The sequence below is a fragment of the Carboxylicivirga sediminis genome (genome assembly GCF_018156225.1).
Classification (GTDB): Bacteria; Bacteroidota; Bacteroidia; order Bacteroidales; family Marinilabiliaceae; genus Carboxylicivirga; species Carboxylicivirga sediminis.
The window spans coordinates 36,785-57,175 of record NZ_JAGTAR010000014.1; the positions used below are offsets into that span (position 1 = coordinate 36,785).

Consider the following 20,391-nt stretch of genomic DNA (forward strand, 5'->3'; position numbering starts at 1 on the left):
TTAAACAACCAGATTGACCAAGAGAGATAGGGGAATCAAGTAAACCAACATTTGTGGTGGAGAATTAAAACAGAGTAAGGAAAGATGAAAAGTTTGGATTTTGACATATTTAAGGCACAAAAGCCAGGATTAAAACCTGCAAGAGGTCGGATATTAATAGCGGAACCATTTTTACAAGGTCCCTATTTTAGTCGCTCAATTGTTTTTTTAACCGAACATAGTGAGGATGGAGCCGTAGGTTTTGTGTTGAATAAATCATCTGACCTGTACCCTGATGAAGTCATTGACGATCTCTTTAATTTTAAAGGTGAATTGTTTGTTGGTGGACCGGTTTCATCCAATACCCTCTACTTCATTCATACATTGGGCGATAAAGTGCCTAATGCAGTTAAAATAACCGATTCACTTTATTGGGGTGGTGATTTTGATGCGATTAAGAACCTGGTCAATACTGGTTTGGCTGACCATACCCAGGTGAAGTTTTTTGCAGGCTACTCAGGCTGGGCACCAGGTCAGCTTGAAGGAGAGATTGATGAAAACTCATGGATTGTGGCCGACGTGGATGATGAAATGATTATGAATGAGGATATTGATCATATTTGGACACATGCCATGGAAGGTCTTGGCGATGTGTTTAAAGCCTGGACTAACTTTCCTGAGAATCCTGCATATAATTAGCAGCATCTTCATTTAACCATCGACAAATATCTTTGCTGAGCTTACAGAAATAGCGCTTTTGTTTTAAGCCTACTACCCATTGTATGCCTTGTATGGCATTGCTTAGAAATACTTCTTCGGCCTGTAAAAGGGTGTTAAGATCGGTGCCACTAACTTCATGTACACGTAGGTGGTTCTCTCTCAATAAACGAATAATTTGCTTACGCATAATGCCATCTACGCAGCCAGTTGAACGTAAAGGAGTAAATACCTCTTGGTTAATCACCCAAAACAGGTTAGAGGCTAATCCTTCAATGATGTGATGGTGTGAGTTGAGAATAAGCACATCATCTTTACCTTGTTCTTTCTTAAATAGTCCGGCCATTACAAACAACAGTGCGTTAGCTGTTTTATAATGGCTAAAATGGTTGATGGGTTTTTGTTCAGAGGTATACACATCAATCAAAAGCCCTTTGTTGTTCAACTCATAGCCATTGCTTGTGAGTGGTGATACTTCAATCAGATAGTTCACCTTGTTGCCAGCTGGCGTATACAATCCGCCTTCTTCTCTGAAGATAGTCAGTCTGGCTCTTACATCCCCAAACAGACGGTTTTTTTGTATCAGGGTGCTAATTTCTGCTGCAAGGATGCCTGCTGGCGGTAAGCTTTTTACATCCATCTTTAACAGGCTCATCCCATTAAGCAGGCGCTGATAGTGATCGGTAAACCAAAGCGGGCGCTGATGCATGCAACGTATGGTTTCAAACAAAGCATCGCCATATCTGAAGGCCCGGTTCTCGGACCTTAGAACAGGCGTATCATTTAATAGTCTATGACCATTTAATACAATGTAGAATGGTTGCTGCATTATTGCTTAATAATTGTTTGGCAGACTGGCATGATTGAGCTGTTTTTATCGATCAGGAAGCACTGCTTCAGGCCGGCTGCATTACCAGCTTCAATGTCTCGTTCCGAATCGCCTATCAGGTATGACTGGGTTTTGTCAATCTGGTGCTCTTCTATGGCCTGAATAATCATACCAGGTTGTGGTTTACGACAGTCACATAGTTCTACACTATCGTGATGCGGGCAATAGTAAATATCGGTAATGCGAATATCGTTATCAAACATCAACTGAAGGAAGTGACCGTGGACCATTTCGACGTCATCTTCGGTATATTTGCCTTTGGCAACACCTCCCTGGTTGGTGATGACAAACAGCTTGTAGCCTGCATTCTGCAATAGTTTTAGCCCTTCAATAATACCTTTGTTTAGTTTGAAGTCCTTGACCTTGTATATGTAATAATGGCCTTCATCATTGTTGATAACACCATCTCTATCGATAAAAACTGCTTTTTGACTCATATTTAAAATATAGAAATTAATTCGTTGAAGAATCGGCTCAACAACGAAGGATTTAACAGGATTGGAAACACAAAGCCATATACGGCTCCCCAAAAATGCGCATCGTGGCCAATATTGTCTGTGTTTCGTTGCGACATTACCCTTGAATAAATTAAATAACCAATGCCGAGTAATATACCAGGAACTGGAATGAAATAAAGGTAAATAATCCGGAATGGATCATACAGGATGCTGGCAAAAACAACTGCAGATACAGCGCCTGATGCGCCAATGGCGTTGTAATTATAGTTATCCTTCTCTTTTAAATAAGAATAGATACTGGAAACAACAATGGCAGAAAAAAAGAACAACAAAAAGACAATATTACTGTTACCTGGCAGACTGCGCATAAAATAGAACAGCACGGCACGGCTGAATGACCATAAAACAAACATGTTGATGAGCAGGTGCATCCAGCTGCCATGGAAAAAACCATGACTAATCCATCGGAGATATTCTTTTCGATGCTTAATTTGCCAGGCATTGAACTGGTATTTATAAATCAGTTCGGGCTGACTAAAGCCGGCAATACTGATTAAACAGATGACGATGATGATAATAATTGCGATATTCATTCTAAATAGTTGTAGAACGTCATGAAAATATGACAGGCTCTTAGTTCATAATTTTAAAGATTAACTCTTTCAGCAGCTCGCCCGACTCTGTTGTGGCACTGCCAAAACCCTTCGATTTCATGTCGTACTCGCGAATAAGGCTGATGATTTGTACAACCTTACGCGCCGGATAGTGTCGCGCCCCGGTAGTGTAATCTGCCACAAAGAAAGGATTTATTTTCAGGGCAGCAGCCACGGCATTTTTCGATTTATCAGGCAGGTAATAATAGGCCAGTAGTTTTTGAAAATAGCCAAATAACGTAACTGTAGTCATTTGAATGGGGTAGGCCTTGGGGTTTTTGCCGAAAGCCAGTATTATTTTATTGGCCTTGGCGATGTCTTTATTCAGTACAGCCTTTTGTAGCTCAAAGTTGTTATAATCCTTACTGACCCCAATGTTCTTTTCGATGTGAGCTGAATTGATTTGGGTGATGTTGGCGCCTATTGCCAGTTCCAGCTTATCCAATTCGTGTGCAATTTTCGACAGGTCGCTGCCCAAAAACTCAGTCAGCAAAGCCGATGCTTTGGGCTCTATGGTTTTTCCTTTTGACTGCAGGTAAGTGCTGATCCACTGAGGCACTTGATTGTCGTATAGCTTCTTGGCTTCAAAGAGGATGCCGTTTTTAGCCACACTCTTATAAAACTTCTTGCGCTTGTCAAGTGTTTTGTAGCGATAGTTAATCACCAGAATGGTTGACATGAGCGGGTTATTGGCATACACCTCCAAGTCTTCAATTTTAGGAATATTCTGAGCTTCTTTTACTATAATCACCTGATGCTGCGACATCATAGGGAAGCGCCTTGCTGCATGGATAATATCCGTTGTATCGACATCTTTTCCATAAAGAATGGCCTGATTAAAGCCCTTCTCTTCTTCAGTCAGTACGTTATTGGCAATATAGTTGGTTATCTCATCAATGAAATAGCCTTCATCGCCCATTAAAAAGTAAATAGGACGATAGGTTTTTTGTTTAAGTTCCTGTAATATCTGCTCAAAAGTCATCAAACTGTTTTCTTAACTGTCAAATTTCAGGTGTTTTACTGATTTGCCATTATTCATTATAGTAGACAGGGCTTTAATACCCAGTTGAATATGTTTCTCAACAAAATTCTCAGTAACTACCTTGTCGCTGGCCGTTGTTTTAACGCCAGTTGAAATCATTGGCTGATCAGATACCAATAATAGGGCACCTGTAGGTATATGATTATAAAAACCGACTGTAAAAATAGTTGCAGTTTCCATATCGATTGCCATGGCGCGTGTTTTTTCCAAATACTTTTTAAAGCGCTCATCGTATTCCCATACCCGTTTGTTGGTGGTGAAAACAGTGCCGGTCCAATAGTCCATTTCACTATCACGGATAGCACTTGATACCGCACGTTGCAGGCTAAAAGCAGGTAAGGCTGGTATTTCAGGTGGCAGATAATCGTCAGAAGTACCATCGCTGCGTATGGCAGCAATAGGTAATACAAAATCGCCCAGCTCGTTCTTCTTTTTCAGTCCACCACATTTACCCAAAAACAACACGGCTTTAGGTGAGATAGCACTCAACAGATCCATCATAGTAGCTGCATTGGGGCTTCCCATACCAAAGTTGATGATGGTGATGCCATTGGCACTGCAATTGGGCATACTTCCGTTGCGTCCGATAATTGGGGCATCGTACCATTCCGAAAACAGCTCAATGTAATGATTAAAATTAGTGAGCAGGATATATGGCGTAAATTCCTCCAGTTTTCTACCGGTGTAGCGGGGTAGCCAATTGTCAACAATTTCTTTCTTGGTTTTCATCCGAAAAAATTTTTAAGGTTAAGTGCGGTAGCGGTTTCGCCTGGCACGATGGGAATAAAGTGCGAGATGCTGAATTTTATTCTTCACGCTAAGGTAACTTTTTCTGTTGAATTTGATTTATTTTGTTGAAAAATTAGCCGTTCATGCAACAACTTAATCTTCCTCCGATACAACTCAAAACAAAGCCTGTTGGCAGCAAGTTTCAGGTATTTGATGAGGTGCGTAAGAAATATGTGGCATTAACGCCTGAGGAGTGGGTAAGGCAGCATTTTGTGCACTATCTGGTTAAGCAGTTGAACTATTCACCTGGTTTAATTGCAGTAGAAATGCCGGTAAAGGTCAATGGCTTGAGTCAGCGAGCTGATATAGTTCTATATAATAAAAAAGGGCAGGCGGTGATAATTGTGGAGTGTAAGGCGCCTGAGGTGCCGGTTACAAAGCAGGTGTTTAACCAGGCCGCCCGTTATAATACACGCCTAAATGTTGATTATCTGATTGTAACTAATGGTATGCAGCACTATTGCGCGCGGCTACTTAACGAAGAAGGCCATTATGAGTTACTTAAATCAATACCCGAGGCCACTGAGGTGTATAAATAACTTAACGTAGCAGTTGATATAAGGCTTCGTCTACAAATCCGTCTTTTGTTTTTCGCCATTTCTTTTTAATGCCAACCAGCATAAAACCGGCTTTTTTAAACAGGGCAATGCTGCCTGTGTTGTGAACAGAAATGTTGGCATAAAGCTGGTTAAGTCCCAGATTATTGAAGCAGTATTCAGTAAACATTATTAGTGATTCATAGGCAAATCCCTGTTGACGGTAATTTTGGTGAATGATTATGCCAATACCAGCCCGCTGATGAAAACCGTCAAAATCAAACAGGTCGATCATGCCAACCACTTTTTTTGATGGCTCCAGTTCAATGATTAACCGGAGTTGTTTAGTTTGAAATACATCAAGTTGTGCCTGTTCAATGAATTTTTGCAACTGGTACTTAGAAAAAGGGGTGAGCGTATTGCTCACCTCCCATATATCCATATTATTTTCCCATTGGTAGAGCAGGTCGATATCATCAGGTTCAAGTGCTCTTAAAACCAACTCTTCTGTTTTCATTACTCTTTCGTCAATTGGTCGTATTGTTTGATATCTCTGATGAAACTATCACTCCACAGGCCTGTTTTCAGTACTTTATCCTTACCTTTTAGAGAGGCTTTATAGCCTTTGAAGGAGCCATATGCATAACGATAGAATCCATCGGTACACTTGTATTCTTTAATCAAGTCTTGCTCCAGATCAACAAAAATATCATACGAAGCAATAGGTTTTTTGAGTGCAAGAATCTGCACTGTATAGTACGGGATGCCATCACTCGTATCATAAGTGGTTTCTGTTGCATCATCAGCCAGTAGTTTTGTTTCTGTTACTTCAGGCTGAGGAATGGCCACCAGCATCACATCATCAATGTCAAATGTTTGATTGGTACTTTTGTAAGTCATTTCCCGGGTAACATCAATGGTTTTCTCCTGACTTTCGAAACCGGTGCCTTTATATTCGATATTGTACTTACCTTCTGCTTCCAGTATTAGCACATATTTACCAGTTCCAGGGTGTGGTTTGTAAATACCAGCCGGCTCAGTTTCTCCTTGTTCTGTAACGGAGATTTGTACATTCTCAATAGGTGCTTCGTTGGTTGAGTTAACACAGCCTTTAATAACTACCAGGCGGTTGATTTCAGGCTCTTCGTATTCTACAAGGTAAATGTCTGATCCTCCTAAATTATCATCGTATCTTGCCGATGCATAATAAGCAATATTGGGCGTGGCGGTTGGTACAAAAAAGAAATCATCATCGGGAGTGTTAATCGGGTAGCCCATGTTAATGGCCGGTCCCCAGTTACCCTCGTCATCCATTACCGAATAGAAGATATCGAATTGCCCCATTGAGTTGTGGCCTTCGGAACTAAAATACATTACTTTGCCATTGGGGTGCAGTATGGGTGTTTCTTCATCGTATTGGGTATTGAAAGCCTTCATATTTTCAGCCTTGCCCCACTCACCATTAGGTAAACGGCGAACACGGTATATATCCAACCCGCCTAAACCATCCGGGCGGTTACTGGTAAAATACATAGTTTGCTTATCGGCTGATGTAGTAGCATGTGTTTCTTCAAATTTTGAGTTGATGGGCTCTTCCATCTTTACTGGTTCCCCCCAGTTTTCACCATCATACTGGCAAATGTAGAGGTTAGCTCCATCTACATCGTTACGGTACACAATCAGTTCAGTGCCTTCGGCCGACAAACTTACACCAGCTTCATGTCCTGAGCGCCTGAATAGTTCCTTTAATGATTTGGCCTTGTCCCATTCTTCTTCCTCTTTGGTTGACGAATAAATGCGCTCGGCATATTGTCCATCAAATAGCAGTTCACTATAACTTGATGCTCTGCGTGAGGTAAAGAACAGCATACTCTGGTCAGCAGAAATTAACGGACTATGGTCGTCATATTTTGAATTGATATTAGGTCCCAGGTTCTTCACCTTAAGCTGAACCGGCTCTTGCATCAGTTCAATGGCATTTTCACAGATTTCTATTTCACGCAAGGCCTCCTGTCTTAGTAACTCATCTTCGGCAGGTAATATACTAATGAGCTCTTCATACATACTGATGGCCTTTTCGTGCTCTAAAAGGTACTGATATGATTTACCAATGGATAGTTGGATGTCAACACCTACATCACCAATTTTTTCGTCTTCCTGAAGTAAACTGTATGCTTTCTGGAAGAAAACGATAGCCGTATCGGGGCCGTCAGAGGTGTTAAGGTAGCAGTTGCCAATGTTATAGAGTGCGGGTACATTATTCGGCTCATTTTCCAGGATATCGGAAAATAGTTTAATGGCTTCACCAAAATCTTTATCATCTGCTAATTTAACAGCCTGATTAAACTTTTTGTCATCAGTTTTTTTGTCAGATTGAGCCAGTGTTAGTTGGGCGATAAGAATAAAAAGGGCTACAAAGAGTGCATTTGGTCGTATCATGCCTTCAGTACTTAATGTTTGGTTTTAAATTGACTTTGCAAAATAACTAAAAATGTGCAGGTAATGTTTGATATACTTCTATTTTTTATGAATGAGCATTGATTTATGATAGATCTTCTGATTAATTATTTGTAAACAACTATTTCTTCAATACCATTGGTTCAAGATATGTTGCACCCGTTCGGGTTTTATAGTTGGTTCTGTAGGGTAACTTTAATTCCTTTGAGATGGTAATCATACCTGGTGTTTCAATGGTCATTATATACTCAATCCCTGTTGGTAAAATCATGGTATATTTCCCGGTGTTGGTTTGAGGTCTGAAAATGCCTTGTTCCTCATCGGATAATGCCTTGGTGACGGTAATGACAGATTCAGAGGAAGGTTGCCCGTTTTCAGTAAATAAATAGCCTGAAACAACGGCAAGTGAGCGTTCATCTGTTTCGGGGAATTCTATAATGTATATGTCTGAACGACCATAACCTTCATTGCGCTCAGAGGCAAAATAGACGCGTTGTCCATCCAATGTTGGAATGTAAAACAAATCATCACCTGGTGTATTTATCGGATAACCAATATTAACAGCTTTACCCCAGTTACCACTGCTGTCTTTCTCCGATTTAAATATGTCATATCCACCCATTGAGGTATGGCCTTCAGAAGCAAAGAATAATGTTTGACCATCGTATGATAAGAAGGGGCTCTCTTCATTGAGTGGTGTGTTTACAGCTGAGCTCAGCAGACTTGCTTTCCCCCAGTCTCCAGTGGGTAATTTATGGGATATGTATATATCCTTGCCACCCAACCCGCCGGGCCTTGTACTGGTAAAAACAATGCTATTGCCGTCAAGGGAGAGACTGGCGTGCGACTCTTCGTAGGCAGAATTAATAGGCTTAGGAAGCTTTTGAGGTTCCGACCATTTGTTGTTGGATTGCTGGGAAATGTATAGGTTTCCATTCCCTTCGTTTCTGTAAATAATTAAAGACTGACCATCGGAGCTTAAACTGCAGGTGGCATCATATTTATTGGTATTGATACTGATGCCGGCATTCACCGAAGGGAGCCATTGTCCATCGCGCCATTTGGTTGAGTAAATGTCTTCAGGGAAAAGTGCTTCATCCTTTATCTTTTTGCTCAACCCTTTTCTGTTGGAGGTAAACATTAATAGATTTTCATCGCCGGAAATGATAGGACTGTGCTCGTCATACTCAGTATTAATAGCCTGACCAAGGTTGGTGATGCGAAACTCAACCGGTTGTTTTTCGAGCTCAATAGCATTTTTGCAAAAGTTAATTTGCTGCTTCAACTGCGCATGTATATTGGAGCGGTTAACGGGAACGCTATCTTGTAATATTTCGAATAGTGCCAGAGCCTCTTTGAATTTGTAGGTAAGATGATAGGCTTGTCCGAGATGATAGTTGGCCTTAAGCGCATTGTCATTTTTATTTGAGTATATGCCGTAATGTGCTTTAGCCAGCTGCAAGGGATGTATAGCTTCTTTAATTCTTCCATCAATATTAAGCAGGCAGATGCCATTAATCAAATAGAGATAGGGATTATCAGGATGCTTTTTTTGTAATTGTTTGATTTGAGCGGCTGCTTTTTCGTAGTTATCAACTTGCATGAGGTTTTCTATCGGCACCAGGTCTTTCTTGCGTGGTTTCTTATCAGATGCTATCGCAGGAACCACAATGGCACAAAGTATGATAATTAAGAAGTTCTTTATCATGATGAGGTTATTTGTCAGTGACTCAATAATGAGAATAAAATTGCAAAAATCATTAATGATAGGCAAGGATAAGAACCCTAATAGTAGCTTCTTTTTGGCTAGATGTAAATAATTAAAGGTGAATCACCTGTCCTTTTCCATCAGACTGTGTGCATATAATCAGGCTTTTTTGATCATAAGTTAGAAAAGCATAATTGCCTGGTTGCTTTTCAATCATTTCAATTGCTGCTTTATATGAGGTATGAGCAAAGTCGAAAATGGTCAATTGGTTATCGGCAGACTTACTAATGCCTGATATTGAAATTTTAACTATAGTACCGAGCGCATTATTGATTGACTGTTGCAACCCTTTATTGTCTGACAATAGAATACTTTTCTGAAAGTAAGAATGCTTACTTCTTTGGTGGTTACAGTGTGTAAGCAAGTTTGATGCTATGTGTAGATTGGTTGCCAGCTTAATACCACTCCATATGAGTGAATTAGTTAGCCACCATTTGTTAGAGTAGATATGCTGTTTGTAAAAAAGCCACATGGCATTATAGAAGTGTCCGATGATTGTTCTGTTTAAAATAGTACTTTGCCCTTTGAAATGGATGATGGTTGTGTTTGGGAAATAAATGTTACTGCCATGTGCCTGTTTTAATCGCCATGATAAGTCAATATCCTCACCATACATAAAGTACGATTCATCCAATTGAGTGAACTTGCTTTTATTGTCGCGTGGTATGGTTAAAAAAGCACCTGATAAAACATCTACTGAATGAATGTCATTTTGGTTGAGGTGACCCACGTAATAATTTGCAAATAGTTTAGATTGTGGAAAAAGTTTGTGGAGACCAGCTAGTTTAAAAAAGGATGTTTTAACATCAGGGAATCCTCTCTTGGATTCTTTGAGGTAGTGTCCATTGCCGTCGATCATTTTGACACCCAGTCCACCCGTATTTGGATTATTTTTATAATACTTCAATACCTGACTAAACGAATCTTCAGCTACAATAGTGTCAGGATTAAGCAGTATGGCTAAATGCCCCCTAGCTGCTCTAAGACCAAGGTTGTTGGCTTTGGCAAACCCGAGGTTCTCAGAATTGGGTAAAATTTCTACAAAAGGATATTGTTTCCGAATTGTTGCCTGCAGTAATTGGCTATTTGAGTTATCGATCAGTAATACTTCAGCATTAATGTTGCATATGGCTTTCGAAACTGCATCAAGTGTTAGCTTCAGAAAATCAATAGCATTATAGCCAACAATTATTATTGATAACTCTATATTTGAATCATTCATAATGTATCTCACTCAGTACTTATGAACGCGAATATCAGATAAATGTTATTATCTGCAGAAAATTGCCTGCAAAAAGCCACAAAGTGTTCGTTTCTTTGCTTTCAAATACCTTTGCTGATAATCAGACTTCTCTTTATCGGAAGCGTCCTTATTGATCCAGTGCCAAATCTCTCCCCAACCCATAAAACCGCCCACATTTCGGTCGTCAATAAACAGGTCGGCGTTAACCTTACGGCTGATGCCATCTGTATATTCTTCTTCGGGATGCATGCGATTAATAGCGTAAAATTCGATGCCATTTTTACGGCAATATTCAACGGCTTCATCCAGTTCTTTGCCGGTTCTGATGGTCCATAATATCAATAGGTGGCCTTTATCCTGCAGTGATTTTAATGTTTCAAAAGCAAATATCCGCTCTTTGCCAATGGCAGGGTATTTATGTTCTACAATGGTTCCGTCAAAATCAACAGCTATCAACATACTAATAGAGGATTAAAGTTCGTTAGGATCAATAGTTAATTCTTCTAATATACTTGTTTTTCGGGGGTAATTAAGCAATAAAAACAGGTATACAAGACCGAAGATCATCAGTTGATTAAGGCTGCCTGTCATCAGGTAGCCAAGTAAGCTTAGCAATGAAATGCCTTCTAGCGTCATAATTTTAATGAAATAGGCCATGCGGTACTGTTGTAGTTTTGCTTCTGCACCCAAGTCGGGATTAATGTGTTTTACTTTTCGGTTGTGAAACATGTAACTGGCTGGTATACCTGCAAGTGCTAAAATGATAATCAATGATTTGAGGTTGCTTTCTGCAGCCAGATCCATCGGGTACACGCGTCCGTTTATAGTGATAAAAACAAATGCCAGGGCCGCGAAAACTGCCAGCAGAATACTTACAATAAAGTAAATGAGTCGGATTTGTTTTATAGTTTTCTGAGAGCTCATATTAAATTGTCTTTTCAAAGGGTAAACGATTAATTAGTGAACGACCAAGCGTTACTTCATCGGTATATTCCAATTCATCACCAATTGATACGCCGCGGGCAATGGTGGTGGTGGTGATATTATACTTGTCAAACTTTTTATAAAGATAGAAGTTGGTTGTGTCGCCTTCCATAGTTGTACTCAGGGCAAAAATAACTTCTTTGATCGAACCGTTTTTTATCTTTTCTTCCAGCGGTGCAATGGTGAGGTCATCGGGTCCAATACCATCCATAGGTGAAATAACGCCGCCTAAAACGTGGTATACACCTGAAAATTGTTGCGTGCTTTCAATGGCCATCACATCCCTGATGCTTTCAACTACGCATATTGTACTGTGATCGCGGTTCATATCGGCACATATGTTGCAGGTTTCACTGTCGGAAATGTTGTGGCAGCTCTTACAGTACATGATTTCCTGACGCATGTGATGAACGGTATCAGCAAATTTATATACTTGCTCCTTTTCTTGTTTAAGCAGGTGCAGTACCAGTCTCAATGCTGTTTTTCGTCCGATGCCAGGTAGTTTGGCAAATTCATTAACAGCATTTTCAAGTAATTTGGATGGATATGATGATGGTGACATTGAATTTTATATTGGGCCATAAAGATAGTAAAGATTGTATCTTGCAACAGGCTTTTGTGGCATTATATTATGCCGCTGTCAATGAGCAAAATGATGTGTTCAATCATTTTATCTTCGCTTTCGGCATGGTATTCCGATTTAAGATTGGAACCAAACAAGCGTGCTATTCCTTGCCAAAAGAATGCAGATACACCACCTTTAAACTGCTTGATTAAGTCATAGGTGGTGTTGCCTGTTTCGCGGTTGATGAGTTTAATAAGCAGCCGGCCTTGCGAAAAGGTTAATTTCCGGAGTGGTGCTTCGAATTCATCAAATAACTCCTTTTCGGCTTTTTTGAGGTATGTTTTCTTCTCCTTCTCATTGGTAAGCAGGGCTAAATCGGCATTGATGGTGTTTACTTTTTCTCCAGCGCTACGTGCATATGGAAGAACTTTTTTTACATTTCTTACCAGCTTTCCATAATGGCGCTTGGCTCGTTTATTTTTAAAGACATACGGTGGTATCACCGGCACTTCTTTGAGGTTGACATGCGGTATGGTGTCGTGATTCACAATTCGGTGTTGCAGTATCAGGTTGATGGAATCGGCTAATTCCTGACTTTCAATACTGGAATTGGTTAGTGAGTATACCAGCAATGCCGTTATTAATGCGCTTCTTTTCAATATGTTTTTACAGGTGTTTAGCATACTACAAAAATAGAACCGGAACCACTTATGTTGCAAATGTTTTAATGGTGGCTTTTCAAAGGCAATGGATCCGTTTTCAATATATCAACATATGACTTGTTGTATGTGTTTGAAGTGAGCTCACCATATTTTTAGTTTTTTTTAAGAATCAAGCCAGCAAATTTTATACTACATTTGCCGCCTTAAATAATCGCATGAGTCAAATCTGGTACATATCGGTGATGATTACAATGGTCATCTTTAATTCTGCAAAAGTAACTTTTGCATATGACTATGTATGCGATAAAAACTACCAGGTTGAGTCAGATAATGCCTATCATTCAAGTAATTTACAACAGGTTCTCCTTAGCGAAAATAATTTTGAAACTGGGGAGGAAGAAGCCGATGCATTAACGCATATTATTTTTGTTGGTGAGCAAGAACAAACTACCGTTTATCCGCATAGTGGCACTCTAACGCACCTGTTTCATAGTTTTTGCTTCTTTATTCTTTTTGAATCAGACACATCTCCACCATTAGCCTAATAAGCCTTATCGGGGCTATCTTCTTTTAGCTAATTTATTATTATAACTAGAGGTTTTTTCCTTTTAGCAAAACTATCATATGTTTCTTTTAATGGTTGTAGTCTTTGTCGTGGGCTACGGATTTATTGTGTTTGAACATGTAAATCATATTAATAAAGCGGCAACAGCATTATGTATTGGCACCCTACTCTGGGCAATCTATGCTTTGGGAGGAGAAGGGATTTTATCCAATGGCGCCAGCGCATCCTGGTTACAGTTCTCCAAAACTCATGCAAGAGATGTAACGTATTTCATAACGCATCATGAGCTTTTTCACCACCTGTCGGAGATATCATCTATTTTGTTTTTTCTGGTGGGTGCCATGACGATTGTCGAACTGGTTGATAAGTACCAGGGATTTAGGGTTATTACCAGTAAAATTGAGAGTGGTAATATTAAGCGGCTTCTTTGGATTATTAGTCTGCTCACATTTTTTATGTCGGCAGTGCTTGATAACCTCACAACCACTATTGTTTTAATTACTGTTTTACGAAAGTTATTAACCAAACAGGAAAACAGGTGGGTGTTTGCCAGTGTAGTTGTTATTTCAGCCAATGCAGGCGGTGCATGGTCTCCAATTGGTGATGTTACCACTATAATGCTTTGGATAGGCGGTCAGATAACAGCGGCACATATAATAGGATCATTAATTGTACCGAGTGTTGTTAATATGTTGGTTTCAACGGTATTGTTTAGTCTTTTTACAGTTAAAGGACAATCTATAAAGCCGGTGTTGCCAGATGATGAAACGCGTGAGTTTACCACGCACCAGGAACGGGTATTTATGTTGGTAGTTGGTACGCTTGCCTTAATATCTGTTCCTGTTTTTAAAACTATCACCCATTTGCCACCCTATTTGGGGATGTTGCTTGGTTTGTCAGTGTTATGGATTATGACCGACAGATACCTAAAAAAACGCAGTGCTGCTGATAAACGAACATTGACAGTTACTGCAGCGCTAAAGGCTGTGGATATACCAACTGTTTTATTTTTTCTCGGCGTATTAAGTGCTGTGGCCGCCCTTCAATCGGCCGGTCATTTAGATGTGTTATCACAGTGGTTGGATAATAAGGTCCATAATATTTACGCTATTAATCTGCTGATAGGTGTTATCTCGTCGATTGTTGATAATGTACCATTGGTAGCTGCTTCTATGGGTATGTATTCAATTGAGGCTGCCGATGCTGTTGGAATGGCCGGTAACTTTGTGCAAAATGGTGTTTTTTGGACCTTCCTGACTTACTGTGCCGGTACAGGTGGCAGCTTGTTAATTATTGGTTCGGCATCGGGTGTAGCTGCAATGGGACTTGAGAAAATTAATTTTCTGTGGTACCTCAAACGTATAAGCTGGATTGCCCTGGTGGGTTATCTGGCTGGTGCAGTAGCATATTATATTCAGGTACAATTATTTTAATCTAATGCTTTTAAAGGGTTAGAGGTATATGTCTTTTAAATCTATAGCAATGAAAAATATTTCTCTTAAAATCAATAGTGCTAACAATTATCAATCCTCTAAAATGTGGATTGGGGTAGTTGTTCTAACCGTAATTGTGATGGTTATTCGTGTAATAACCGGTTCTTTTTAATATTTTTTGGTTGAAGTGATTTGGCCGGACAGAAACCGTCCCTGATTTAGTCTGTTCGGTCATTCACTTTTAAACGTATATCCTCGTGGAATTATAGGCACTGCTATTTTGCTCAAACTTCATAGAACCTGGGGGATGAACCATCCCATTTTTTTCAGATGACGAAAGATTCCTGTTAATTCCAGCCCAATCTGCTTGAGGTTCAATGGAGCATAATCTTCCGGAGTAACAATTAGTTTCTTAGTGCGGTCTACATCAAATTGGTAAGACATTAAAATAAACAATAACTGATCCTCCTGATAGTTAGTTTTTCTTGTGCTGTTTAATCTCTTAGACATGTGTATAGTTTTACAGGGAAAAATTAAGACGGTAAAATTCGCCAATAGAACATAAACAAATGGCTCTGAAAAGACCATTTGCTATCCCAATTCGCTCAAATTACCGAAGCTTTGGTAAGCCTATACACACATGCGTATGTTTACTTTTTTAGATGCAGAATAATGGTTGATTTAGGTGGGATATTTACATCGTTAAAATCTTTGTATGATTCATCAGTTATGATGTCGATTCCCCAACTGTATTGCGATAAGATATCCTTGTATTCTTCTGTTTCAACCCGGTAGCTCGAAGCGCTAGAGTTATTAATAAACACCACCAAGGCCTGTTGTTCATTTCCTCTTGAATAGACATATAAATCGTTCTCGGGAAAGAAGTGATAAAAATGACCATTCAGTATTGAAGTATTCGCTTTTCGCCAGTTGAGCAGCTTTTTGAGGTTGTCATGAAACTGCTGCTGCTCAGCATTCATGCCAGTACCTGTAAAACCATTGACTACATCGTCTTCCCAACCTCCCGGAAAATCCTTGGATAAATTGCTAAGTCCCTTGCCTTGCAGGCCTTTAATCATCCATTCTGTTCCGTAATAGATAGATGGAATTCCAGGTGACGTTAGTAAGTGGGCAGTCATCATCAATAGTTGCTCTATGTCACTATCGGCATTAGTGTATGCGCGATTCAGCGTATGATTGTCGAGCATAATAATGTTATGGCGTGCTTGAGCAGGTGATTGATTGAGTGAATAATTGTAGATTGATGCAATACCAATTTCAGAATCCTGAAAAGGCGAAAAGGCATCGGCCATAATCTTCGGATAGTTGTAGTTGTATATTAGCGTATTTAATTCTCCGGCAATTGGCTCCCAATAGATGTGCTGATTAGTATAAGAGTGATTATCCAGAACAATTGTTAGATCATTAAAGTTGCGCTTCAGTTGTTGGTATAACGCCTCAATCAATACCGGTTGGTTTCTGGCTGCCTGATCAATTTTAATGTGCTGTAAGCCTGTTGTTTCAATCCACCATATGCAATGTTGAATAATGAGCTTGTTGACGAGCGTGTTGTGCTGGTTCAGGGTAGGAAAGTTTGAGTATTCAATCAACCGTCTGTTTTTCTCTTGTGTTTGAGGTGGGCTGTATGGATCAGTCAGTACATCGTGGTTAGGATAGTCGGTATCATATCCAAAAACTTCGTTGTAAAAGAATGTAGAATCAATCATCTCTTTAAAGAAAGGGTGTTGATTGCCAATCTGATTCAGGTTAAAGGTCTGTATGCATTTAAGGTTTTGTTGCTCGCAGGCTTCCAGTAAGTTGTTGTAGAGTTTAATATCGCCTAATCGTTGATCAATCTGATAGAAATTAGTTGGAGCCTGACGTTTATAGGAGTTCATCATCAGGTTACTTTCCAGTATGGGCATCAGCTCAATGGCTGTAAATCCTAACTCTGCAATGTAGTTCAGTTTTGAAAGAACACCCTTTAGGTCGCCGCTATGAATGCCGGTAGGGTTGAGGCGATCTTTTTTCTCGAAGTAGCTGCTGATGTTATCGTTTTTTTCATCGCCGTTACAGAAACGATCTGGTATTATCTGGTAAATGGCATCTGCTGGTTGAAGCGACACGTATTCAGCTCGTTCTTTACGTTTTTCAATCCTGAAGGGCAGGGTATAAGGCTTTTTACCTTTGGTGTGAAATGTGATGTTAGCTATATGAGGTTGAACACTGTCAGGCACAGCTATTTCAAGAATGTGGAAACTGCTGTTGGCGGCGGGGTAGTGCTTCGTTAGGGTGATGTGAGCCGGATTAATACTGATGTCTTGTACTTCTGATGGTATGTTTTCGGCAATGACAATAACGTTATGGCTACTCATCCCAATCCACCAGTTCTGAGGACTTATTTTAATGTCCTTTCCAAAACATATAAGGCTGGAAACAACCCAAAGGCTACTGATTAAGACTGTGCGAATCTTCATTTTAATCGAATTAAAAAGATGTGTGTATGGGTGACTGCACAAAATAGATAAAGCTGCTTACTATTGCAAGAAGAAGCAGCTTAAATGCAAAAAGGAGCCTTAAAACGGCTCCTCTTCGACATTATATAATCAGCAAAATTATTTTGTCTGAACGGTTGTTGATTGCCCTGGTTCAACGCTTACTTTCTGGTCATATACTTTCAGTTCAATCTGATTTTTAGCATGTGACAGAATGGTTACTTCCTGGCTATTAACAATTACTTCCATATCATTGCCCATAAACGCAATGCGGAATGAATACTCTTGCCATTGTTTAGGTATAATAGGATTTAGGAAGAGCTCACCGTCGTGAACGCGCTTTCCGCCAAATCCTTCAACAATCGACATCCATGTACCTGCCATACTTGTGATATGAAGGCCTTCGTGTGCCTCATGATTGTAGTCATCAATATCCAATCGCGATGTGCGCAGATACATTTCGTAGGCCTTGTCGTAATCACCAATTTTAGCTGCTAACACCGAGTGTACACAAGGTGAAAGAGACGATTCGTGCACTGTGCGAGGTTCGTAGAATTCGAAATTGCGTTTGATGGTTTCCATATCAAACTCTTCTTCGAATACATAGATGCCTTGCAGTGTATCGGCCTGCTTAATGTAACAGCTGCGTAGGATACGATCCCACGACCAGTATTGGTTGATAGGGCGTTCGGCCGGATTTAGCTGGTCAACCAATATCTGCTCTTTGTCCATATAGCCATCCTGCTGCATAAATACCTGCAGCTTTTCGTTATATGGGAAATGCATTTTGGCAACTATATCTTCCCATCGTGGTACTTCACCTTCGTAGCTGAACGACGTTTTAGCGATTATTTCGTTATAACGTGCCTCATTCATGGCCTTCACCTTGGTCAAAGCTTCAATAGTGTATTTTAAGCACCATACAGCCATTTTGTTGGTATACCAGTTGTTATTGATGTTGTTTTCGTATTCGTTTGGTCCGGTAACCCCCAGCATTACATACTTTTGGCGTTCTTCAGAGAAGGTGATTCTCTGACTCCAAAAACGCGAAATGCCTAATAATACTTCCAGGCCATATTCGCTCAGATAAGCCTCATCATTAGTGTGGCGTATGTAGTTGTGGATAGCAAATGCAATGGCACCATTTCGGTGTATCTCTTCAAAGGTAATCTCCCACTCGTTATGACATTCTTCACCATTGATGGTTACCATTGGGTAGAGGGCAGCTCCATTTTTAAAGCCTAGTTTTTCGGCATTTTCAATGGCTCTGTCAAGGTGTTTGTATCGATAGATGAGCAGGTTGCGCGTCACCTCTGAAGGGGCTGTTGCAATAAAGAACGGCACACAGTATGCTTCAGTATCCCAGTAAGTTGAGCCACCGTATTTTTCGCCGGTAAAACCTTTAGGACCTACATTCAAACGCTCGTCCTCGCCGGTGTATGTTTGGTTGAGGTGGAAGATATTAAAGCGAATGCCTTGCTGGGCAGCTATATCGCCTTTGATGCGAATGTCGCTTAGTACCCATTTGTCGGCCCAAACCTTTATATGATCCTTTAATAAGGCCTCAAATCCTTTTTGAAAACCTGACGCGGTAACTTTCTTAGTGGCTTCTAACACAGCTGCTTTGTCGTAGTTTAGCGAACTTGTAACCCCAACAATCTTATCAATTGAGAAGCATTCGCCTTCTTTTACGGTTCGCTCGATGCGGTTAGCTACCCAAGCCTCCTTTTTAAGAACTTCGGGTGTTGTTTTAAGCTCAGAATCACCAATTTTTGCGACGATCTTCATGCCAAAACCGGCTCTGAAACCAATCTTCTTTGTTTCAGTTACCAGGTATGCTTCGCCGGCGTGTGCTTCCATTTCAATAATATTCCAGAACTTCTCATCGTAATTGGAATCTTCGTTCTCCACATCACCATCCAGGTAGGCCGTGAAAGCAATTTTACCATCGAAGTTAAGCGGAGTAACCGAATAGCGGATAGCACCATTCTCAGTGTCAGCCATACTTACAAAGCGCTTAGCCGATATCTGTATTTTTTTACCATCATCCATGGTGGCAGTAAACTCACGCAGCAGATAACCCTCTTTCATGTTAAGAGTACGTTTGAAATTATCTGTTTTGCAAGTGTATAGGTCCAGGTAATGGCCATCAATTTGCACGTCAATACCAATCCAGTTTGGACTGTTTAATACCTTCGCAAAATATTCAGGATAACCATTTTTCCACCATCCAACACGGGTTTTGTCTGGATAATAAATACCCGCTACATAACTTCCCTGCAAGGATGGACCTGAATAGGTTTCCTCAAAATTGGCTCTATGTCCCATTTTACCATTACCCAGGCTGAAAATACTTTCAGAAGACTGGTGGTTTTCGGGGTTAAAGCCTTCTTCTATGATGCACCACTCATCGTGTTTTAAATACTCCTTCATTGTAATTTGGTTTTAAGATTTTAAGTTGGTGACTAGCGCCACTTTTCATCAAAACCGTAATTCTAGTTTAGTTCCATTAATTTCTCATAGGTCATTTGATGCAAGCCATCAATTACCAGGTTAGCTTTGCCTAATACAACTGGTGACCCAATGCCCACACATTTCATATTACCGGCTAAAGCTGCTTCAACGCCAGCTTCAGCATCTTCAAATACCACACATTCCGATGGATCAACATTTAATGCTTCGGCCCCCTTCAGGAACACCTCAGGATTGGGTTTTGCCTCAGTTACTTTAGTGCCGTCAATAATGGCTTCAAACAATTCGGTTAGTTCTAATCGTTCCAGGATGGTCATAGCATTTTTGCTGGCAGACCCTAAAGCAATCTTAATGCCTTTAGCTTTTAACTCTTGTAAAAATTCTTTCGCACCATCTAAAATTTCATCGGGCTGCATTTTTAAAATGAATGTTCTGTAGTTTTCATTTTTCTTTTCAGCCAGGCGGTGCTTCTCTTCATCGCTCAGGGTTATTCCGCCTATCTCCAGCAGTATGTTAAGCGAAGTCATCCGACTTACCCCTTTCAGACGCTCATTATCTTCCTCCGTGAACTCGAAGCCTAAGTTGCTTGCCAGTTCTTTCCATGCGATATAGTGATACTTTGCCGTATCAACAATCACTCCATCTAAATCAAACAAACATGCTTTTATTTGTCTCATCCAATTT

The 20,391-nt window shown here is 40.2% G+C and carries 21 protein-coding genes; 4 read left to right on the forward strand and 17 right to left on the reverse strand.

Annotated elements, in window-relative coordinates; all coding sequences use genetic code 11:
* The first annotated feature begins 84 nt into the window (after positions 1-84).
* Positions 85-678, forward strand: coding sequence for a YqgE/AlgH family protein (locus KDU71_RS10340; RefSeq protein WP_212190496.1), 594 nt, complete (start codon positions 85-87; stop codon positions 676-678).
* On the opposite strand, the gene KDU71_RS10345 is transcribed toward KDU71_RS10340, so the two are convergent.
* The 5 genes from KDU71_RS10345 to KDU71_RS10365 are packed head-to-tail and all read right to left on the reverse strand — an operon-like array spanning position 647 to position 4,467.
* Positions 647-1,525, reverse strand: a complete 879-nt coding sequence (locus KDU71_RS10345; RefSeq protein ID WP_212190498.1) for an aminotransferase class IV — start codon at positions 1,523-1,525, stop codon at positions 647-649. The genes KDU71_RS10340 and KDU71_RS10345 overlap by 32 nt on opposite strands.
* Positions 1,525-2,022: a D-glycero-alpha-D-manno-heptose-1,7-bisphosphate 7-phosphatase gene (locus KDU71_RS10350; RefSeq protein ID WP_212190500.1), complete on the reverse strand. Its 498-nt coding sequence runs from the start codon at positions 2,020-2,022 to the stop codon at positions 1,525-1,527. Before KDU71_RS10350 ends, KDU71_RS10345 begins: the two co-directional genes overlap by 1 nt.
* Before the next feature lie 2 nt (positions 2,023-2,024).
* A complete protein-coding gene (locus KDU71_RS10355; protein ID WP_212190504.1) occupies positions 2,025-2,636 on the reverse strand; it encodes a rhomboid family intramembrane serine protease in 612 nt (203 codons plus the stop codon).
* Positions 2,637-2,676: 40 nt separating this feature from the next.
* Positions 2,677-3,678: a DNA polymerase III subunit delta gene (holA, locus tag KDU71_RS10360; protein WP_212190505.1), complete on the reverse strand. Its 1,002-nt coding sequence runs from the start codon at positions 3,676-3,678 to the stop codon at positions 2,677-2,679.
* 12 nt (positions 3,679-3,690) lie between these two features.
* Positions 3,691-4,467: an AMP nucleosidase gene (locus tag KDU71_RS10365; protein WP_212190507.1), complete on the reverse strand. Its 777-nt coding sequence runs from the start codon at positions 4,465-4,467 to the stop codon at positions 3,691-3,693.
* Positions 4,468-4,610: 143 nt separating this feature from the next.
* On the opposite strand from KDU71_RS10365, the gene KDU71_RS10370 reads away from it, so the two are divergent.
* The gene (locus KDU71_RS10370) at positions 4,611-5,066 is read left to right on the forward strand and encodes a type I restriction enzyme HsdR N-terminal domain-containing protein (RefSeq protein ID WP_212190509.1); all 456 of its coding nucleotides are present in this window, start codon (positions 4,611-4,613) and stop codon (positions 5,064-5,066) included.
* 1 nt (position 5,067) lies between these two features.
* Here KDU71_RS10370 and KDU71_RS10375 read toward each other — a convergent pair whose 3' ends face one another.
* From KDU71_RS10375 to KDU71_RS10410, 8 genes are all read right to left on the reverse strand, one after another.
* Positions 5,068-5,580 carry a GNAT family N-acetyltransferase gene (locus KDU71_RS10375; RefSeq protein WP_212190511.1) on the reverse strand — a complete coding sequence of 171 codons (513 nt, stop codon included), beginning with the start codon at positions 5,578-5,580 and terminating at the stop codon, positions 5,068-5,070.
* Positions 5,580-7,502, reverse strand: a complete 1,923-nt coding sequence (locus tag KDU71_RS10380; protein ID WP_212190520.1) for a PD40 domain-containing protein — start codon at positions 7,500-7,502, stop codon at positions 5,580-5,582. Before KDU71_RS10380 ends, KDU71_RS10375 begins: the two co-directional genes overlap by 1 nt.
* 139 nt (positions 7,503-7,641) lie before the next feature.
* Positions 7,642-9,228 (reverse strand): PD40 domain-containing protein, encoded by a 1,587-nt coding sequence (locus tag KDU71_RS10385; RefSeq protein WP_212190522.1) that lies wholly within the window; start codon positions 9,226-9,228, stop codon positions 7,642-7,644.
* A 112-nt stretch (positions 9,229-9,340) separates the two neighbouring features.
* A complete protein-coding gene (locus KDU71_RS10390; RefSeq protein WP_212190524.1) occupies positions 9,341-10,510 on the reverse strand; it encodes a glycosyltransferase family 2 protein in 1,170 nt (389 codons plus the stop codon).
* 48 nt (positions 10,511-10,558) lie between these two features.
* The gene (locus tag KDU71_RS10395; protein ID WP_212190526.1) at positions 10,559-10,990 is read right to left on the reverse strand and encodes a BT0820 family HAD-type phosphatase; all 432 of its coding nucleotides are present in this window, start codon (positions 10,988-10,990) and stop codon (positions 10,559-10,561) included.
* 12 nt (positions 10,991-11,002) lie between these two features.
* Positions 11,003-11,455: a hypothetical protein gene (locus tag KDU71_RS10400; RefSeq protein WP_212190528.1), complete on the reverse strand. Its 453-nt coding sequence runs from the start codon at positions 11,453-11,455 to the stop codon at positions 11,003-11,005.
* Position 11,456: 1 nt separating this feature from the next.
* Positions 11,457-12,077, reverse strand: coding sequence for a recombination mediator RecR (gene recR / locus KDU71_RS10405; protein WP_212190536.1), 621 nt, complete (start codon positions 12,075-12,077; stop codon positions 11,457-11,459).
* A gap of 62 nt (positions 12,078-12,139) precedes the next feature.
* Positions 12,140-12,739 (reverse strand): DUF4294 domain-containing protein, encoded by a 600-nt coding sequence (locus KDU71_RS10410; protein WP_244828362.1) that lies wholly within the window; start codon positions 12,737-12,739, stop codon positions 12,140-12,142.
* A gap of 218 nt (positions 12,740-12,957) precedes the next feature.
* Here KDU71_RS10410 and KDU71_RS10415 point away from each other — a divergent pair, with 218 nt between their 5' ends.
* Positions 12,958-13,287: a hypothetical protein gene (locus KDU71_RS10415; RefSeq protein WP_212190540.1), complete on the forward strand. Its 330-nt coding sequence runs from the start codon at positions 12,958-12,960 to the stop codon at positions 13,285-13,287.
* A gap of 91 nt (positions 13,288-13,378) precedes the next feature.
* On the forward strand, positions 13,379-14,740 hold the full coding sequence (nhaD, locus tag KDU71_RS10420; protein ID WP_244828364.1) for a sodium:proton antiporter NhaD: 1,362 nt from the start codon (positions 13,379-13,381) through the stop codon (positions 14,738-14,740).
* Between the two features lie 291 nt (positions 14,741-15,031).
* On the opposite strand, the gene KDU71_RS10425 is transcribed toward nhaD, so the two are convergent.
* The 4 genes from KDU71_RS10425 to pgmB all read right to left on the reverse strand — a co-directional run bounded on the left by KDU71_RS10425 (position 15,032) and on the right by pgmB (position 20,384).
* Positions 15,032-15,250, reverse strand: coding sequence for a hypothetical protein (locus tag KDU71_RS10425; protein WP_212190551.1), 219 nt, complete (start codon positions 15,248-15,250; stop codon positions 15,032-15,034).
* 140 nt (positions 15,251-15,390) lie between these two features.
* Positions 15,391-17,217, reverse strand: coding sequence for an alpha-amylase family glycosyl hydrolase (locus tag KDU71_RS10430; RefSeq protein ID WP_212190553.1), 1,827 nt, complete (start codon positions 17,215-17,217; stop codon positions 15,391-15,393).
* 138 nt (positions 17,218-17,355) lie between these two features.
* Positions 17,356-19,668, reverse strand: coding sequence for a family 65 glycosyl hydrolase domain-containing protein (locus KDU71_RS10435; RefSeq protein ID WP_212190555.1), 2,313 nt, complete (start codon positions 19,666-19,668; stop codon positions 17,356-17,358).
* Positions 19,669-19,730: 62 nt separating this feature from the next.
* Entirely contained in the window at positions 19,731-20,384 is a 654-nt protein-coding gene (gene pgmB, locus KDU71_RS10440) for a beta-phosphoglucomutase (RefSeq protein ID WP_212190557.1), read from the reverse strand.
* Between the last annotated feature and the right edge of the window lie 7 nt (positions 20,385-20,391).

Coding starts and splice junctions, on each gene's coding strand:
- nhaD (WP_244828364.1), top strand. CDS start 13,379: ATGGTTGTAGTCTTTGTCGTGGGCTACGGATTTATTGTGTTTGAACAT.
- KDU71_RS10400 (WP_212190528.1), bottom strand. CDS start 11,455: ATGAGCTCTCAGAAAACTATAAAACAAATCCGACTCATTTACTTTATT.
- KDU71_RS10415 (WP_212190540.1), top strand. CDS start 12,958: ATGAGTCAAATCTGGTACATATCGGTGATGATTACAATGGTCATCTTT.
- KDU71_RS10385 (WP_212190522.1), bottom strand. CDS start 9,228: ATGATAAAGAACTTCTTAATTATCATACTTTGTGCCATTGTGGTTCCT.
- KDU71_RS10375 (WP_212190511.1), bottom strand. CDS start 5,580: ATGAAAACAGAAGAGTTGGTTTTAAGAGCACTTGAACCTGATGATATC.
- KDU71_RS10355 (WP_212190504.1), bottom strand. CDS start 2,636: ATGAATATCGCAATTATTATCATCATCGTCATCTGTTTAATCAGTATT.
- KDU71_RS10345 (WP_212190498.1), bottom strand. CDS start 1,525: ATGCAGCAACCATTCTACATTGTATTAAATGGTCATAGACTATTAAAT.
- KDU71_RS10425 (WP_212190551.1), bottom strand. CDS start 15,250: ATGTCTAAGAGATTAAACAGCACAAGAAAAACTAACTATCAGGAGGAT.
- KDU71_RS10350 (WP_212190500.1), bottom strand. CDS start 2,022: ATGAGTCAAAAAGCAGTTTTTATCGATAGAGATGGTGTTATCAACAAT.
- KDU71_RS10395 (WP_212190526.1), bottom strand. CDS start 10,990: ATGTTGATAGCTGTTGATTTTGACGGAACCATTGTAGAACATAAATAC.
- KDU71_RS10435 (WP_212190555.1), bottom strand. CDS start 19,668: ATGAAGGAGTATTTAAAACACGATGAGTGGTGCATCATAGAAGAAGGC.
- KDU71_RS10340 (WP_212190496.1), top strand. CDS start 85: ATGAAAAGTTTGGATTTTGACATATTTAAGGCACAAAAGCCAGGATTA.
- pgmB (WP_212190557.1), bottom strand. CDS start 20,384: ATGAGACAAATAAAAGCATGTTTGTTTGATTTAGATGGAGTGATTGTT.
- KDU71_RS10390 (WP_212190524.1), bottom strand. CDS start 10,510: ATGAATGATTCAAATATAGAGTTATCAATAATAATTGTTGGCTATAAT.
- holA (WP_212190505.1), bottom strand. CDS start 3,678: ATGACTTTTGAGCAGATATTACAGGAACTTAAACAAAAAACCTATCGT.
- KDU71_RS10430 (WP_212190553.1), bottom strand. CDS start 17,217: ATGAAGATTCGCACAGTCTTAATCAGTAGCCTTTGGGTTGTTTCCAGC.
- KDU71_RS10380 (WP_212190520.1), bottom strand. CDS start 7,502: ATGATACGACCAAATGCACTCTTTGTAGCCCTTTTTATTCTTATCGCC.
- recR (WP_212190536.1), bottom strand. CDS start 12,077: ATGTCACCATCATCATATCCATCCAAATTACTTGAAAATGCTGTTAAT.
- KDU71_RS10365 (WP_212190507.1), bottom strand. CDS start 4,467: ATGAAAACCAAGAAAGAAATTGTTGACAATTGGCTACCCCGCTACACC.
- KDU71_RS10370 (WP_212190509.1), top strand. CDS start 4,611: ATGCAACAACTTAATCTTCCTCCGATACAACTCAAAACAAAGCCTGTT.